16 protein-coding genes are annotated in these 17104 nt (G+C 64.5%); 10 read left to right on the top strand and 6 right to left on the bottom strand.

Going from position 1 to position 17104, the window contains the following annotated elements; all coding sequences use genetic code 11:
- Window positions 1–85 precede the first annotated feature (85 nt).
- Window positions 86–910 carry an oxidoreductase gene (locus tag AC1TXO_RS12770; protein WP_486406664.1) on the top strand — a complete coding sequence of 275 codons (825 nt, stop codon included), beginning with the start codon at window positions 86–88 and terminating at the stop codon, window positions 908–910.
- A gap of 141 nt (window positions 911–1051) precedes the next feature.
- Complete coding sequence (gene nemA / locus AC1TXO_RS12765) at window positions 1052–2158, top strand: N-ethylmaleimide reductase (RefSeq protein ID WP_486406663.1); 1107 nt, start codon at window positions 1052–1054, stop codon at window positions 2156–2158.
- A 52-nt stretch (window positions 2159–2210) separates the two neighbouring features.
- On the opposite strand, the gene AC1TXO_RS12760 is transcribed toward nemA, so the two are convergent.
- The 3 genes from AC1TXO_RS12760 to AC1TXO_RS12750 all read right to left on the bottom strand — a co-directional run bounded on the left by AC1TXO_RS12760 (window position 2211) and on the right by AC1TXO_RS12750 (window position 4106).
- Window positions 2211–2507, bottom strand: a complete 297-nt coding sequence (locus tag AC1TXO_RS12760) for a DUF6555 family protein (RefSeq protein WP_486406662.1) — start codon at window positions 2505–2507, stop codon at window positions 2211–2213.
- Between the two features lie 91 nt (window positions 2508–2598).
- Window positions 2599–3822 (bottom strand): zinc-dependent alcohol dehydrogenase, encoded by a 1224-nt coding sequence (locus AC1TXO_RS12755; protein ID WP_486406661.1) that lies wholly within the window; start codon window positions 3820–3822, stop codon window positions 2599–2601.
- Window positions 3823–3896: 74 nt separating this feature from the next.
- On the bottom strand, window positions 3897–4106 hold the full coding sequence (locus tag AC1TXO_RS12750; protein ID WP_486406660.1) for a con-10 family general stress protein: 210 nt from the start codon (window positions 4104–4106) through the stop codon (window positions 3897–3899).
- 357 nt (window positions 4107–4463) lie between these two features.
- Here AC1TXO_RS12750 and AC1TXO_RS12745 point away from each other — a divergent pair, with 357 nt between their 5' ends.
- Entirely contained in the window at window positions 4464–8606 is a 4143-nt protein-coding gene (locus tag AC1TXO_RS12745) for a CheR family methyltransferase (RefSeq protein WP_486406659.1), read from the top strand.
- A gap of 120 nt (window positions 8607–8726) precedes the next feature.
- Here AC1TXO_RS12745 and AC1TXO_RS12740 read toward each other — a convergent pair whose 3' ends face one another.
- Window positions 8727–9278 carry an ATP-dependent Clp protease proteolytic subunit gene (locus AC1TXO_RS12740; protein ID WP_486406658.1) on the bottom strand — a complete coding sequence of 184 codons (552 nt, stop codon included), beginning with the start codon at window positions 9276–9278 and terminating at the stop codon, window positions 8727–8729.
- A gap of 9 nt (window positions 9279–9287) precedes the next feature.
- Entirely contained in the window at window positions 9288–9671 is a 384-nt protein-coding gene (locus AC1TXO_RS12735) for a low affinity iron permease family protein (protein ID WP_486406657.1), read from the bottom strand.
- Between the two features lie 194 nt (window positions 9672–9865).
- On the opposite strand from AC1TXO_RS12735, the gene AC1TXO_RS12730 reads away from it, so the two are divergent.
- The 7 genes from AC1TXO_RS12730 to AC1TXO_RS12700 are packed head-to-tail and all read left to right on the top strand — an operon-like array spanning window position 9866 to window position 15562.
- Window positions 9866–10783, top strand: a complete 918-nt coding sequence (locus AC1TXO_RS12730; RefSeq protein ID WP_486406656.1) for a DUF72 domain-containing protein — start codon at window positions 9866–9868, stop codon at window positions 10781–10783.
- Window positions 10784–10791: 8 nt separating this feature from the next.
- Window positions 10792–11565 carry an endonuclease/exonuclease/phosphatase family protein gene (locus AC1TXO_RS12725; RefSeq protein WP_486406655.1) on the top strand — a complete coding sequence of 258 codons (774 nt, stop codon included), beginning with the start codon at window positions 10792–10794 and terminating at the stop codon, window positions 11563–11565.
- Entirely contained in the window at window positions 11562–12767 is a 1206-nt protein-coding gene (clsB, locus tag AC1TXO_RS12720) for a cardiolipin synthase ClsB (protein ID WP_486406654.1), read from the top strand. Before AC1TXO_RS12725 ends, clsB begins: the two co-directional genes overlap by 4 nt.
- On the top strand, window positions 12767–13726 hold the full coding sequence (locus tag AC1TXO_RS12715) for a lysylphosphatidylglycerol synthase domain-containing protein (RefSeq protein WP_486406653.1): 960 nt from the start codon (window positions 12767–12769) through the stop codon (window positions 13724–13726). The genes clsB and AC1TXO_RS12715 overlap by 1 nt, the downstream gene beginning before the upstream one ends.
- Before the next feature lie 29 nt (window positions 13727–13755).
- A complete protein-coding gene (locus AC1TXO_RS12710; protein ID WP_486406836.1) occupies window positions 13756–14184 on the top strand; it encodes a hypothetical protein in 429 nt (142 codons plus the stop codon).
- 35 nt (window positions 14185–14219) lie between these two features.
- Complete coding sequence (locus AC1TXO_RS12705; RefSeq protein ID WP_486406652.1) at window positions 14220–14597, top strand: Rho termination factor N-terminal domain-containing protein; 378 nt, start codon at window positions 14220–14222, stop codon at window positions 14595–14597.
- 53 nt (window positions 14598–14650) lie between these two features.
- The gene (locus AC1TXO_RS12700; RefSeq protein WP_486406651.1) at window positions 14651–15562 is read left to right on the top strand and encodes a LysR family transcriptional regulator; all 912 of its coding nucleotides are present in this window, start codon (window positions 14651–14653) and stop codon (window positions 15560–15562) included.
- Window positions 15563–16339: 777 nt separating this feature from the next.
- On the opposite strand, the gene madM is transcribed toward AC1TXO_RS12700, so the two are convergent.
- Window positions 16340–17104, bottom strand: a complete 765-nt coding sequence (gene madM, locus AC1TXO_RS12695) for a malonate transporter subunit MadM (RefSeq protein WP_486406650.1) — start codon at window positions 17102–17104, stop codon at window positions 16340–16342.

The raw sequence follows: 17104 nt of genomic DNA, 5'->3' as shown, positions 1-17104 counted from the left end.
ATCACACAACAGCCGCAGCTCTACAGTAGGCCCGTTCATGACCAAGCCCCTGCACCGCGCAGGTCACTTTCCTGGAGAACATGCTATGCGTACCTGGTTCATCACTGGCGCTTCCCGCGGTTTCGGCAGCTTGATTGCGCAACAGGCGCTGGCGGCAGGCGACGCGGTCATCGCCACCGCGCGCAACCCTGCCGACATCGACGCCCGTCTCGGCCAGCACCCCAACTTGTTGGCCGTGCGCCTGGATGTCACCCGCCAGGCCGATGCGCAACAGGCAGTGGCTGAAGGCATCCAGCGCTTCGGGCGCATCGACGTACTGGTCAACAACGCAGGCTTCGGCGTACTGGGCGCCGTCGAGGAAACCAGTGCCGAGGAAACCGAGCGCCTGTACCGCACCAATGTGTTCGGCCTGCTCAACGTCACCCGTGCCGTGCTGCCGAACATGCGTGCCCAAGGCAGTGGGCACGTCATCAACCTCTCGTCGCTGGGAGGCTACCAGGCCTACTACGGCTGGGGCGTATACGCCTCGACCAAGTTCGCCGTCGAAGGCCTCAGCGAAGCGCTGCACATGGAACTGGCGCCACTGGGGATCAAGGTCACGGTGGTCGAACCCGGCTTCTTCCGCACCGATTTCCTCGACGAACAATCGCTGGTCAAGACCGCGCTGGAGCTGCCGGACTACGATGCGACCGTCGGCCAGATGCGCACTTTCGCCGCCTCGGCCAACCATGCACAGCCGGGTGATCCCCAGCGCCTGGCCGAGGCGATCCTGCTGCTGGCCGACGCAGAACAGCCGCCGCAGCGCCTGCCGCTGGGCAGCGATGCCGTGGCGCGGATCGAGGCCAAGCACGCGCTGGTGGAGCGTGAACTGGCGCAGTGGCGCGAGGTGGCTATGTCCACCGACTTCTGAGGGATCCGGCGGGCCGCCGATACGCTGCAAGCGCTCTGCTGCGCGGGATTGGGGAGCCAAGGGCGGGGATACCGGTCCCCCCTTTCCCCAATAGGATCGGTATCGTGCAGCCCATCGTTTCTTCAGTATCCAGAGGCTTCAATGACACTCGAACACTTGTTCCGCCCTGTAGACATCGGTCCGCTGACCTTGCCCAACCGGGTGTTCATGGCACCGCTGACGCGCCTGCGCAGCCTGGAGCCCGGCGACATCCCCACGCCGCTGATGGCCGAGTACTACCGCCAGCGTGCCAGTGCCGGGCTGATCATCAGCGAAGCCACGCAGATTTCCTTCCAGGCCAAGGGCTATTCGGGCTCGCCGGGAATCCACACCGAGCAGCAGATTGCTGCCTGGCGCCTGGTCAACGAAGGCATTCACGCCGCCGGTGGACACAGCGCCGTGCAGGTCTGGCATACCGGCCGCATCTCCCACAGCTCGCTGCAACCCGACCAGGGTGCACCGGTGGCGCCTTCGGCCGTGCCCGCCGATGCGCGCACCTCGGTGCGTGACGCCCATGGCAATGTGGTGCGGATCGAGACCTCGGCGCCCCGCGCCCTGAGCGAAGCGGAAATCGCCGGCATCGTCGCCGACTTCGGCCAGGCCGCGCGCAACGCCCAGCAGGCCGGCTTCGACCTGATCGAGTTGCACGCCGCACACGGTTACCTGCTGCACCAGTTCCTCTCGCCCAGCGCCAACCTGCGCGAGGACCGCTACGGCGGCAGCATCGAGAACCGCGCGCGGATCGTGCTGGAAGCGGTGGATGCGGCCATCGCCGCCTGGAGCGCTGATCGCGTCGCCATCCGCATCTTCCCGCTGGGGCCGTTCAACGGCGTCGACAATGGTGAGGACCAGGAAGTCGCGGCGCTGTACCTGATCGGTGAGCTGGCCAAGCGCAAGCTGGCCTACCTGCACCTGTCGGAGCCGGACTGGGCCGGCGGCAAGCCGCTGCGTGAGGAATTCCGCCAGGCCGTTCGGGCGGCCTATCCCGGTGTGATCGTCGCCGCCGGTGGCTATACCCCGGAGAAAGCCGAGGCGCTGATCGCGCGCGGATTGATCGATGCCGTGGCATTCGGGCGCAGCTACATTGCCAACCCTGACCTGGTCGAGCGTCTGCAGCAACAGGCACCGCTGAACGAGCACCGGGCGCAGTTCGACTATGCCAACGGGGCTGAGGGGTACACCGATTACCCGACGTTGCGCCGGGCGTAGACAGCGCTCTGCAGGCGTGGCACCAGCCCACGCCTGCAGTTATCGGACGGGGTTAAACCGACGTTTGCGGCGCCAGGCTGCTGCCGCCGATGTCGGGACCTTGTCGCGATGGCGCGCTTCTGTCTCCCGACAACCGCCAACTCACCTCGGTGATCCCGTAACGCTCGGCCATCGGCCGACTGACCTTCTTGATCTTCTCCCGCCCGAACTTCGGAATGATCCCGACCCCCGCATCGCAACTGGCCCAATGCCATGCCTCGGCATTGTCCATTCGCTCCGATCGAATGATGAAGCTGCGCACCTGTGCGTGCAGCTTGTATTCGATGATGTACAACTGTGGGGCTGGCATCGCGGGCCTCCTCTTCTCCATGGACGACTCTTGATTGATCAGGGTTTTCCGTGAAGATTCAAAAGATTGTCGAACAACTTCAAAACCAGCCTCAGCGCTGCCCCGCCAGGCTGCGGCGCACCGCCTCGATTTCCGGATCGGGAACAGCGCCCGGTACCAGTATCACCTTGCGGCAACGCTCCTGCATTTCATCGAACATTTCATAGCCCCGCACCGCTTCTTCCAACGCCAGGCGGTGGGTGACGATGGCCTCAGGCTTCAGCCGCCCGGCCTCGATATGCTCGAGCAGCTCGGGCAGGTAACGCTGGACGTGGGTCTGGCCCATTCTGAACGTCAGTCCCTTGTCGAAGGCATCGCCGAACAGGAAGCCATGGATGAAACCCGCGTACACGCCCGGTACGCTGACCACCCCGCCCCGGCGCACCGCGGCGATGCTCTGACGCAGCGCCTTGCCGCTGCTGCCTTCGATCTTCAGGGCCGTGAGCACCGTTTCGGTGGTGCTGCCCTTGGCTTCGAAGCCGACGGCATCGATCACCGCATCCACCCCGCGCATGCCGGCAGTCTGGCGGATGATCGTGTCGGCAGGATCGTCGTCATGGGAGAAATCGACCGGAATCACGCCATAGGCGTCACGGGCGTAATCGAGCCGATAACCGCACTCGTCGACCATGAAGATCCGCTCGACCCCGAGCATCTGCGCGCAGGCCGCCGACAACAGCCCGACCGGCCCCGCACCGTAGATCGCCAGCGATGACCCTTCTCCGACCTCGGCATTGACCACCGCCTGCCATGCCGTAGGCAGGATGTCGGAGAGAAACAGCAACTGGTCGTCGGCCAGATGGCCGGGCACCTTGAACGGCCCGACATTGGCCTTGGGCACCCGAACATAGTCAGCCTGCCCGCCGGCCACACCACCATAGAGATGGCTGTAGCCGAACAGCGCCGCCCCCGGCGGGATCGCCTTCTTGTTGAGGATCGCGCCACGACCGGTGTTGGTCGTCTCGCACGCGGCGAACAGTTCATGCTGGCAGAAGAAGCAGTCGCCGCAGGCGATGACGAAAGGAATCACCACGCGATCGCCCGGCTGCACGGCTGTCACCGCGCTGCCGACCTCTTCGACCACGCCCATGAACTCATGTCCGAGGATATCGCCGGTTTCGACCATGGGGATCTTGCCGCGATACAGGTGCAGGTCGGATCCGCAGATGGCGGTGGCAGTCACGCGCAGGATGATGTCGTCATCGTCGCGCAGGATCGGATCGGCTACCGTGTCCACCCGCACATCGCCGGCGCCGTGATAAGTCAGTGCACGCATGGTTCGCTCTCCCTCGTCGAGAAACCCGATGCGGCCCGACCAATGCCTGGCCGGGCTGCGACACTGCGTGGCGGTCAGGCGTTGCGGCCACCGCCGTGGCTGTTCTGGCCACCTCGCCGGCCGACCTCCGAGGCACGGGCGCGGTCATTGGCAAAGTTGCCACCGGAATTCTGCCCGCCTTTCTGGCCAGCGCGTGAGGCGCGCTCGCGATCATTGGCGAAATTGCCGGGGTTGGTTTCCTTGGTGCCACCGCGCTGGCTTGGGCGGTCCTGGTCGTGAGCCATGTCGTTTCTCCTTTACAGGTCTTGTGGCGTCGGGCATGAAAATGCCCCGTGCATTAGTTCGGAGCCGGTGGTGGACGGTCTGCTCCATCCCGTTGCAAGCGACCTGACGGATGGCGCTAAAAGCCGCGCCCACGCAAGCTTGCGCACGAGTATTTCTGGCGATGTGACAAGACTGTTTTTCCGATAGCAGGGCTCGTGCAATTTTCTCCTGCGCGGTGTGTCTGATTTGCAGGCCACCTCATTCAGGATCCAGCATGTCAATCGCTCGCCGTCATCTTCCTGTCAGGCCTATAATCGCGCTCCAGTGCCCAGCGATGCGTCGAAGGGCGGTTTGCTCGCCCAGCAGAAGGCCGTGACATGAAGTCGTCCTCCAAGCACCCAACCGCCTCGCCGGTCAATCCGAACCTGAGCGTCAGCCATCTCGACTTCCCGGTGGTGGGCATCGGTGCCTCGGCAGGCGGCATCGAGGCCATCTGCACGTTCTTCAGCCAGATGCCTGCCGACTGCGGCATGGCCTTCGTGGTGGTGTTGCACCTGTCGCCCGATCACCAGAGTGTGGCCGACCGCATCATCCAGGGCGTCACCAGCATGCCGGTGCAGCAGGTCACCGCGCCGGTGCCGATCGAGCGCAATCATGTCTATGTGATATCCCCCGCCAATCGGCTCTCCACCAACGACGGTTACCTGCGGGTCAGCCCGGCCAACCGTCGGCGCGGCGACCATGTGGCCATCGACCTGTTCTTCCGCGACCTGGCCGACGTGCACAAGGACCACGCGTTCTGCGTGGTGTTGTCCGGCACCGGCGCCGACGGCGCGGTGGGGCTGTCGCGGATCAAGGAGCAAGGCGGCGTCACCCTGGTACAGACCCCGGACGACGCCCAGCACAACAGCATGCCGCGTGCGGCGATCGCCACCGGGCTGGTGGACTTCATCATGCCCGCCGCCGACATGGCGCAGAAACTGATGGAGATCTGGCAGCGGGCCAGGGAGGTGCGCCTGCCCGAGGTCGACGAACACAACATGCCGCCGGCGCTGGGCACCCGCGAAGGCGACGCGCAGCGCTCCGAGCCGTTGCTCGAGGAAATCCTCCTGCTGCTGCGCAACAATACCGGCCACGACTTCCAGCACTACAAGCGCGCCACCGTGCTGCGCCGCATTGAGCGCCGCATGCATGTCACCGCGCAGACCGACCTGCCCGGCTACTACCGCTACCTCGAGCAACACCCTGAAGAGTCGGCCGAACTGCTGGCCGACATGCTGATCGGCGTGACCAACTTCTTCCGTGACCGCGAGGCCTTCGAAGCACTCGAGCGCCATGTCCTGCCCGAGCTGGTCAGTGATGGCGAAAGCGGCGAAGGCCCGGGGGAAATCCGCCTGTGGTCGGCCGGCTGCTCCACCGGCGAGGAGGCCTACAGCCTGGCCATGCTGGTCAGCGAGCAACTGGCGGTGGAAAAGCGCGCGGCCAAGGTGCAGGTGTTCGCCACCGACCTGGACGACCGCGCCATCGTCCATGCCCGCACCGGCAATTACTCCGAAGCGATCGTCACCGACGTGCCACCCGGGCGGCTGCGTCAGTTCTTCGTCAAGGAAGACCAGCACTACCGGGTGCGCAAGGAAGTGCGGGAGCGGGTGCTGTTCGCCCGCCACAACCTGCTGTCGGACCCGCCGTTCTCGCAGATCGACCTGGTGGTGTGCCGCAACCTGCTGATCTACCTTGACCGCGAGGTGCAGCAGGACATCCTGCAGATGTTCCACTTCGCCCTGCGCCCGGGCGGCTACCTGTTCCTCGGCTCGTCGGAGTCGGCGGACCTGGCCGGCGAGCTGTTCGCCCCGGTCGACAAACGCAACCGCATCTTCCGCGCGCGCCAGGTCAGCACCGGCCTGCGCCGCTCCGGTCGCCAGCTGACCGGCGCCGACCTGCCGGCCGTCACGCCCGACACCCCGAGCAAGGTCCGCCCAGGGCGCAAGCCATCCTATGCCGAGGTGCATCACCGCGCCCTGGCCCGACGCACCCCGCCGAGCCTGATCGTCGATGGCGAAGGCAATATCCTGCACATGAGCGACGGCGTCGGCCGCTTCCTGCAACTGGCCGGTGGCGAACCCAGCCGCAACCTGCTCAACCTGGTACTGCCCAGCCTGCGCCTGGCCCTGCGCAGCACCCTGTTCCAGGCCCGCCAGGGCTCCCAGGCGGTGACCTCAAGGCCAGTCGACCTGGGCGAAGGCGAGCACAAGGTGCAGGTGGAAATCGTCGTGCATCCGCACAAGGACGAACCCAGTGCCAGCGATTGCCTGCTGGTGGTGTTCGAGGAACGCGCCCCCGACCCGTCCATTCCCCTGGCCGGCGGAATCCGCCAGACCGACAGCATGGTACTGACCAACCTCGAGCGCGAACTGCAGCGAACACGTCTGCAACTGCAGGAAACCATCGAGCAATCGGAGATTTCCAGCGAAGAACTGACCGCCTCCAACGAAGAGATGCAGGCGATCAACGAAGAGCTGCGCTCGGCCAGCGAAGAACTGGAAACCAGCAAGGAAGAGCTGCAGTCGATCAACGAGGAACTGCTGACGGTCAACTACGAGCTCAAGAACAAGGTCGAGGAAACCGACAAGGTCAACGACTACCTGAGCAACCTCATCGCCTCCACCGACATCGCCACGGTGTTCGTCGACCGTAACCTGCACATCCGCTGGTTCACCCCGCGCGCCACCGACATCTTCAACATGCTGCCGGTCGACACCGGCCGTTCGCTGCTCGACATCACCCACCGCCTGAACTACCCGGAGCTGGCCGATGACGCCCGCGCCGTGGCCCAGGGCGGCACCAGCATCGAGCGCGAGATCAGCGGCAAGGACCAGCACTGGTACCTGACCCGCCTGCTCGCCTACCGCTCCAGCGAGCAGAAGATCGACGGCACGGTGCTGACCTTCATCGACATCAGCAAGAGCCGCGCCACCGAAGAGCGCCTGCGCCTGGGCGAAGAACGCATGCGTCTGGTCGCCGAGAGCACCCATGACTTCGCCATCATCCTGCTCGATGAACAAGGCCTGATCAGCGATTGGAATACCGGTGCCGCACTGATCTTCGGTTATGGCAAGGACGAGGTACTGGGTCGCCACTATGACCTGATCTTCACCGAGGAAGACCGTCACAGCGGCGTACCCGAGCGCGAGCTGCGCAGCGCCCGGGTCAACGGCCGCGGCCAGGACGAGCGCTGGCACGTGCGCAAGGACGGCAGCCGCTTCTATTGCAGCGGTGAAGTGTCGCTGCTCAAGGGCAGCAGCCTGCGCGGCTACGTCAAGATCGCCCGCGACCTGACCGGGCACAAGCGCCTGCACGACGAGCAGAGCAAGCAGCTCGCCGAATCGCAGAGTTCCAGCCACATGAAGGACGAGTTCTTCGCCGTCATGTCGCACGAGCTCAAGCATCCGCTCAACCTGATCCAGCTCAATGCCGAAATCCTGCGTCGCCTGCCGACGGTGAAGAACACCAGCGTGGCCAGCAAGGCCGTGGCTACCATCTGCGAGGCCGTGTCGAGCCAGGCGCGGATCATCGACGACCTGCTGGATGTGGCGCGGATCCGCACCGGCAAGCTCAAGCTGCGCACCGAGCCGGTGGACCTGACCGCGATCCTGCTGGGCATCCACGCGGTGGTGCTCAGTGAGCAGCACACCTGCAACGTGCAACTGAGCGTACCGGCGGATGGTCAGGCGCTGTACATCGAAGGCGACGGTACACGCCTGGAACAGATCATCTGGAACCTGCTGAACAATGCCTTGAAGTTCAGCCCTGCCGGCAGTGAGATCCGTCTGCTGCTCAGCCGTGAGGGCGAGCAGGCGCAGTTGCAGGTGGTCGACCAGGGAGTGGGCCTGGATGGCGACAGCCTGGAAAAGATCTTCGATCTGTTCAGTCAGGCCGCACCGCAACTGGCCAGCCACAATCGCGAAGGGCTGGGCATCGGTCTGTCGCTCGTGCGCCAGTTGGTCGAGGCCCATGGCGGTACGGTCAAGGCCGATTCCGATGGCCTGGGCAAGGGCTGCACCTTCACCGTCCGCCTGCCGCTGTGCGATCCCGGTCTGATGAAGCTGGCCGAGGTGGCCGAGCAACAGCCCGAAGGGCGGCTGAGCGGCACTTGCGTGCTGTTGGTGGACGACTCGGTCGAGGTGCTGGAAGTGATGCAGCAGTTGCTGGAGATGGAAAGCGCCGAGGTGCACGCCTACAGCGACCCGCGCAAGGCGCTCGAAGCTGCCGAACACGGACGATACGACGTGATCCTTTCCGACATTGGCATGCCGGTGATGGACGGTCATGCCTTGATCAAGGCCCTGCGCGGCCTGGCTCATCTGCGCAGCACTCCGGCCATTGCCCTGACCGGCTACGGCGCCAGTGCCGACCAGCACAAGTCACGCCAGTCGGGCTTCGACCGGCACCTGAACAAGCCGGTGGGCTATGACGAACTGGTCGAGGCCATCGAGTCGCTGAGCGGGTCGGTGCCTTACTGACCGCCCTGCGGGAGCAACTGTCTTGGTCAAAATCCAGAGGCCAGCCCAATTCCTGTGGGGGCGGCGGTTCGGCGCTCCCACAAGTACTGTGTTCCGCTTCTACAGGCCTGGACATGCCGTTCAGGCGTGCACACTCCACTGCACCACATCGGCACCGATCGGCAGCTCATCGATCGCATGGATCAGGCCGCCCGCCAATGCCTCACGCGGTCCCAGGATCCGCGGATAGGCCATCAGATAGCGCATCACGTCGAGGTCCTCGGCTGCCCCCTGCGTACGCTCGGCGACGATCTCGGCGTACAGCCGCAGGTCGTAGTCCAGGCTCATGGCGTACTCGGCCATGCGCGAGTGGTCCACCGAACCGTGCAAGGTCCAGTGGAAGGGATGAAACAGGAACTTGCTGTACTGGCAGGCCGTGCGATGGCTGCCTGCCAGAAACAGGATATTGCCCATCGACTCGACCGTCCCCAGGTTATGGGTATGCACCGGCACCGGCTGTCCGAGCAGGAAGTTGTAGAGGGTGAAGCCGTAGCTGCATTCGCCGCCCATGGTGGCGATGTTGAGCTGCAAGGTGTCGGCGCCCTGCTGCACGGCGCGCGAGCAGGTACTGATCAGGTTGCCGCAGGTCGAGGAATTGATCGGGCCGGTGAAGTGGATGATGTGTCGGGCCATGCGTGCCTCCTAGGTTGGACGCTCGTCGGGCTTTGCGCCCCGGTCGCCCTGCTCGCCCATCTGCTGGTACTGCTTGCGCAGCGCGTGCAGCTCGGCCGGGTCCATGTCTTCGAGGTCGAGCAAGGCCTTGTGCGCCCGGCGTGTGGTGCGCAGCAGTTCGTCGATCTTGATGTGCAACTCGTCGTTGTCGCGGTTCTGGGTGTTCTGGATCAGAAACACCATGAGAAAGGTGATGATGGTGGTCGAGGTGTTGATCACCAGTTGCCAGGTATCGTTGAAGTCGAACAGCGGGCCACTGACACCCCACACCAGGATCAGCACCAGCGCGACGCCGAAGGTCAGCGGACGGCCACTCCAGTTGGCCAGCCATTGGGCGAAACGATCGAATTTCATGCCATGGCGCTCCTCGCAAGGTCACCGGCCAGCCGCAATGGCTCAAGCCCGGCATTCGGTGGAATCGTTCGCCAGGGGCAAAGTTCCCGCCAGTTGTCAGCAGCAGGCCCAGCGCGCCGCTCATCCATCCCACCGGAACCCATGCCCTGCCCGCCCAGTCGCACCTAGGTATCGACCGATTCCAAGGAGACCTCGTGAGCGACATCCGCATCGGCATCTCGGGCTGGCGCTATGCGCCATGGCGCAAGGACTTCTACCCCAGCGGCCTGCGCCAGGACGACGAACTGGCGTTCGCTGCGCGAGCGGTCAACAGCATCGAGATCAACGGCTCGTTCTATGCGCTGCAAACGCCCGAACGCTACGTGCAGTGGCGCGACGCGACCCCGGACGGCTTCGTGTTCTCGGTCAAGGCGCCGCGCTACATCACCCATGTGCGCCGCCTCAGGGATATCGACGAGGCGCTGGCGAATTTCTTTGCCTCCGGGCCGCTGCTGCTGGGTGACAAGCTCGGTCCGTTTCTCTGGCAGTTTCCGCCGAACATGAAGTTCGACGAGGCGCGCTTCAGCGCATTCCTGCAACAGCTGCCACGCGATCGCAAGGCGGCCCGGGAATGCGCAAGGCACTGCGCCGAACGTTTGAAGCACAGCGGCGGCACCGCGATCAAGGGCAACGCCCGCTTGCGTCACGCCATCGAGATCCGTCATGAAAGCTTCCTGTGCGAAGCCTTCATCAAGCTGCTGCGCAAGCACAAGGTCGCCCTGGTCATGGCCGACAGCGCGGGCAAGTGGCCGTGTGTCGAAGATGTCACCGCCGATTTCGTCTACCTGCGCCTGCACGGCGACGTCGAGCTCTATAGCAGTGGCTACACCGCCAGGGCCTTGCGTCACTGGCGCATGCGCATCCAGGCCTGGAGCCGCGGCCAGCAGCCCGAAGACGCCCAGGTGGTACTGGCCAGGCCGCCACACAAGCGCACCAGCCGCGATGTGTACTGCTACTTCGACAATGACCAGAAAGTCCACGCCCCCTTCGACGCCCGCCGCCTGCTGAGCAAGCTGGGCCTGGATGGCGAGCTGGTCACCGAGCCTGGCGTGGAACCGGAGGTGCAGCTGTGATCAGGAGCATGCCCACCCCGCGCACCGTCATCGACAAGGTCACGGCGGTACAGCGCCTGAACGTGCTCACGCTCAACGTGCACAAGGGGTTCGCCCCGTTCAACCGGCGCTTCATCCTGCCCGAGCTGCGCGAAGCGGTGCGCGCCACTGGCGCCGACCTGGTGTTTCTCCAGGAAGTGCACGGCAGCCATCAGCAGCATGCCGAACGCCATCCCGCCTGGCCGCAGACGCCGCAGTACGAATTCCTCGCCGACAGCATGTGGCCGCAGTTCGCCTATGGCCGCAACGCCGTCTATCCCCACGGCGACCATGGCAATGCGCTGCTGTCGAAGTTTCCCATCCTCGATCACCGCAACCTCGACGTGTCGATCAAAGGCAACGAAGAGCGTGGCTTGCTGCACTGCCGCCTCGACGTGCCCGGGCACGAGGAGGTGCATGCCGTGTGCGTGCACCTGGGGCTGCGCGAGGCGCATCGCCAGCGCCAGGTCGCCCTGCTGCTGGAGCTGCTCGACAGCCTGCCCGCCCAGGCCCCGGTGATCGTCGCCGGTGATTTCAACGACTGGCGGCTCAAGGCCGATGACGTGCTTGCCCGCCACCTGGTCGAGGCCTTCGCCGAGCGATTCGGCAGCCCGGCCCGCAGCTTCCCGGCGCGCCTGCCGATGCTGCGGCTGGACCGTATCTACCTGCGCAACGCCATGCCCTGCAAGCCGCAGGTGTTGTCCAAGTACCCGTGGTCGCATCTGTCCGACCACGCCCCCCTGGCTGCGGAGGTGCACCTGTGAGCAAAGCATCCTGGGTCGACGGCAACCATGTCGAGTTGCTGATCAATGGCGAGCAGTACTATCCCCGCGTGTTCGAGGCCATGGCCGCGGCCTGTGAGGAAATCCTCCTGGAAACCTTCATCATCTTCGACGACAAGGTCGGCCAGCAGCTGCGCCAGGTGCTGATCGACGCCGCCCGACGTGGCGTGCGCGTCGAGGTGGTTGCCGATGGCTACGGCACCGCCGAACTGCCGCCCTCGTTCGTGGCGTCGATGACCGAAGCCGGGGTGCGTTTTCATGCCTTCGATCCACAACCCATGCTGGCCGGCATGCGTACCAACCTGTTTCGCCGCCTGCACCGCAAGATCGTGGTGATCGACGGCCAGCGGGCATTCATCGGTGGCATCAACTACAGCGCCGACCACCTCGGCGACTTCGGCCCCATGGCCAAGCAGGACTACGCCGTGGAGGTCACCGGCCCGGTGGTTGCGCAAGTGCATGCCTCCAGCCGCCGACTGCTGGCACCGGTGCTTGAAGAGGCCAGCGCAGCTTGCCCAGCGACGACGCCGGAGGGGGCGGCCCAGGCCGTGCTGGTCGAGCGCGACAACACCCAGCACCGCAACGATATCGAAGACCACTACCTGCACATGTTCCGCCAGGCCAGGCAGCGCATCCTGGTGGCCAATGCCTATTTCTTTCCCGGCTATCGGCTGTTGCGCGAACTGCGCAATGCCGCCCGCCGTGGCGTCGAGGTCACCCTGATCCTGCAGGGCCAACCCGACATGCGCTGGGTACGCGCGTTGTCGCGCCTACTCTACAACTACCTGCTGCGTGACAACGTGCGCATCCATGAGTACTGCCAGCGGCCATTGCACGGCAAGGTCGCGTTGGTGGATGAGCACTGGTCCACGGTCGGCTCGAGCAATCTCGACCCGCTGAGCCTGTCGCTGAACCTCGAAGCGAACCTGATGATCCGCGACCGCGCCTTCAACCAGCAGCTCTACGCACACCTGAGCGAGCTGGCCGGCCAGCAGTGCAAGGTCGTCACCCTGGAGCGGATGATCCGCGGTTACTGGTGGCGTGCGCCGCTGATATTCGTGGGCTTTCACCTCACCCGCTACTTCCCGCGGATCGCCGGGATGTTCCCGGCCCATCGCCAGCGCCTGAAGTCATTGCGCCCCGAGCCAGAACCCCAGGGCGACCTGCACGAGGGCAACGTCTGATGGCCGAGAAATCCTGGCAGGTCTGGGGCAAGCGCGTGCTGACGCTGTTCTTCATCATTCTGGTGCCGACGTTGCTCTACCTGCTCGCGCGCAACCTGGACTGGAACGAGGTGCGCCAGTCATTGCTGGCCTACAAGCCAGGTACCCTGGTGCTCGGCATGCTGCTGGCGCTGGCCAGCTACCTGGTGTTCGCCAGCTACGACCTGCTGGCCCGCGCCTACACCGGGCACACCTTGCCAGCCCGACAAGTGCTGCCGGTGGCGTTCGTCTGCTACGCCTTCAACCTCAACTTCACCACCTGGGTCGGTGGCGTCGCCCTGCGCTATCGGCTCTACAGCCGCCTGGGGCTGGACACCGCAACCATCACCCGGATCCTCACCCTGGGACTGCTGACCAACTGGATGGGCTATCTGCTGCTGGCCGGCAGCGTGTTCGCCCTGCGCCTGGTGAAACTCCCCGAAGGCTGGGCGGTGGGCGCCACAGGCCTGCAGTTGATCGGCGTGGCGATGGTGGCGGTTGCCCTCGGCTACCTGCTGGCGTGTGCCTTCGCCAAGCGCCGCACCTGGCAGGTGCGTGACCACGAAATCACCCTGCCCTCGCTGCGCCTGGCCCTTTGCCAGGTTGCACTGGGCGCGAGCAACTGGTCGCTGATGGCGGCGCTGATCTACCTGCTGCTGCCGCACGAACTGTTCTACCCGTCGATCCTCGGTGTGTTGCTGATCAGCTGCATTGCCGGCGTCGTCGCTCATATCCCCGCCGGCCTTGGTGTGCTGGAGGCGGTGTTTCTGGCGATGCTGCACGGGCAACTCGGCCAGGGCACCCTGGTTGCGGCCCTGCTCGGCTATCGCACCTTGTACTACCTGATTCCATTGCTGTTGGCGGTGATCGCCTACCTGGTACTGGAAAAACGCGCCAGGGCCCTGCGCCAACGCAGCCAGCCGGCGCCCCGCAAGACCTGATCCGGAGGTGTGCGATGGACCTTCACGCAATGCCTGTACGACTGCTGTTGCTGAGCCTGGTGAGCATTGCCAGCCCGCAGGTGCTGGCCGAAGCCTGCGACGTGACCAGCCGCAGCTCCAGCGACAGCGTCACCCCGGTGGTGCGCCACAGTTGCTACAGCTACGGCAACATGCCGGCCGAGGCCATCAACTGGTCATGCAGCAACGAAAGCAAAGGCATGGTCAACAACCAGAAACGCAAGGTCGAGCGCTGCGCCGACGGCAGTGTCGGCAGCTGCATCGCACCGCTGACCCAAGAGTCGCTGGCCAATACCGATGCCGCAGGCCGCGACCAGCCTTCGACCCGTCCTGCCCTGCCCAAGGATGCCCGGGTCATCACCTACTACTACGACACCCCGAGCCTGGGCCAGGCCCGCGACGATTGCGAACGCAACGACGGGATCTGGCAGACCCACTGATCGAGCAATTCCGTCACAGCAGAGGAGACACGATCATGCCCCGTGGAGACAAAGACAAGTACACCGACAAGCAGAAACGCAAGGCCGAACATATCGAAGACAGCTACGAGGCCAAGGGGGTGTCCAAGGCCGAGGCCGAATCGCGCGCCTGGGCCACGGTCAACAAGCAGTCCGGCGGTGGTGAGCGCACTGGCGGTGCCGGGCAGAAGAAGAGCGAGACGTCCAAGGAGAAGGCCCGAGCCTCGTCAGCCAGGCGCGCCGCGGCCAGTCGCAAGGGTATCCCACGCCCCGGCCAGTCACTCGAGGGCATGAGCAAGGCCGAGTTGATGGCGCTTGCGCGCAAGCACGACATCCGCGGGCGCTCGACCATGCGCAAGGATCAGTTGATCGCAGCCTTGCGCAAGGCTGCCTGAGCCACTCGCCGCTGTGGCATGATCGGCGTTCCGACTGCCGCGAGCGCCTGTGCATGCTGATCGACGAAGAACTGACCCTCAAGAAGCTCGAGACCTTTCTCGCCTTCATGCGCAGCGGCAACCTGGGCCGCGCTGCCAGTGAGTTGTCGACCAGCGCAGTCAGCGTGCACCGGGCCATCCATTCGCTGGAGAACGCCCTGCGCTGCCCGTTGTTCAAGCACGAAGGCCGTCAGCTGATCCCACTGGAAAGTGCTTATGTGCTGGAGAAAAAGGCCCGGCAGTTGCTGCAGGACGCCGAGCAGATGGTGCGCCAGACCCGCGAGGCCGCAGGTTTCTACGCCGAGCGTTTCCGTCTCGGTGCCTTGTACTCGCTGACGGTCAAGACGGTACCCAAGCTGGTCATGGGCCTGAAGCTGCGCCGCAGCGAGCTGAACATCGACCTCACCCTAGGCTCGAACGTCGACTTGCTGCACCGCCTGAAGAACCACGAACTGGACGCCATCCTGGTGTCGCTGGACGACAGCACCAATGATCCGGCCTGCGAGCATCTGGCGCTGTTTTCCGACGATATATTCCTCGCCGTACCGACCGATTCGCCCTTCGCCGCCCAGGCCGAAGTCGATCTGGCGGACCTCGCTGATTCGACCTTCATCACCCTCACCCAGGGTTTCGCCACACACCGTGACGGTGGGCGGGTGTTCGAACAGGCTGGTTTCGAGCCGAAGGTGGCGATGCAGGTCAACGATATCTTCACCCTGCTGAGCATGGTCAGTTCGGGGGTTGGCTACGCCCTGTTGCCGGGACGCATTGCTGCGGTGTACGAGAATCGTGTGCGGTTGATTGCGCTGCAGGCGCGGTATCGCTTGCAGCAGCATATTGGCGTGGTGTTTCTGAGGGCGCGGGAGAGAGAGCCGAATTTGTTGGCGTTGCTGGCGGAGTGTCGGATGTATGGCAGGGAGGTTTGATGGGTCACCCTTCCAATCCAACCGCCTCCGTCTTTGCTTTTGCTTTTGCTTTTGCTTTTGATCTTGCTTCTAAGTGCGCGATAGCTCAGGCGCCACAAATCGCGACCTCAGGAGGCCGAGCGTAGGTGTCTGAAGGGCCAGGCGCGTCAGCGCCCTTCGGCGTTAGCCGAAGTCGCCAAGCGAAGTGTTTGCGCAGCAAACCGTAGCGGCGATGGGCCCGTAAGACGCCGGAGCGAGGGGACCCGGAGCGAAGCGGAGGGCCGTATGTGGGAGCCAGCCCTTTTTGGTTCCTTTTTGGGGCTCCAAAAAGGGACCCGCCGTAAGGGCGGAAAGGTGATTGAGCCTCACCCTGGCAAACGGATATTCACTCCATTCATGCAGCCATGCAGCTCGCCTCAAGGCGGTTAAAAAAGCGCGATGATGCGAAAATCGTGTGTATATCCGTTTGCCAGTGTGATGCCCAATCACCTTTTCGCTTTTACAGCGAGTCACTTTGCTCGCGGGCAAAGTAACCAAAACCGCCTCGCTCCCACATACGGCCCTCCGCTTCGCTCCGGGTCCCCTCGCGCCGGCGCCTTCCGGGCCCATCGCCGCTACGGTTTGCTGCGCAAACACTTCGCCTGGCGACTTCGGCTGACGCCGAAGGGCGCTGCGCGCCTGGCCCTACAGGCACCTCTGCTCGGCCTCCTGAGGTCGCACCCTGTGGTGTCTGATCCACCGCGCACTCAGAAGCCAGAGCAACAGCAACAGCAACAGCAACAGCAACAGCAACAGCCCTTATCCGACCAGGCCCCGAACACAGAAGTAAAGAATCGAAGGCCCCATCAAGCACCCAAGCCCCGTATGGAACGTAGCCGTCAACGCCCCATAGGGCACCAACCGCCGGTCCGTCGCCGCCAACCCGGCCGTGACCCCGGAAACCGTTCCCGCCAGCCCCCCGAACACCATCGCCGAGCGCGGATTGTCCAACGCCAGCAAGCGTGCCGACACAGGTGTGAACACCATCACCAGGATCGCCTTGATCAGCCCGGTGGCAATCGACAACGCCATCACATCGGAACTCGCGCCCAGTGCCGCACCAGTGACCGGCCCGACGATGTAGGTCACCGCCCCCGCACCGATGGTGGTGATGCTCACCGCATCACGGTAACCGAAGGCCCAGGCCACCGCCGCCCCGACGATGAACGGCAGCACGGTGCCCAGCAGCAAGGCCACCGCGCCGATCATCCCGGCCTTGCGCGCCTCGGTAGCCTGCACCTCGAACGCCGTGGCGACGATGGCGAAATCACGCAGCATAGCCCCACCCATCAGCCCGATCCCGGAGAACAGGGTGACGTCGGCCAGGCCTTTCTGGCCGCCCGTCAGATTGCCGCCGATCCAGGCCAGCACCAGGCCGATGACAATGGCGATGGCCGAGCCATGGACCCGTCCAAAGGTGAGGTACCTGGACAACATCACCGACACCCACATCACCGCGCCCACGACAGCGAAGGCAGTGATCAGGTCGTTGTGTTCCAGGGCTTTTTCAATGAGTGGCCACAT

The organism is Pseudomonas sp. FA117 (genome assembly GCF_057370475.1).
This window is presented reverse-complemented; position numbering and strand designations above follow the sequence as displayed.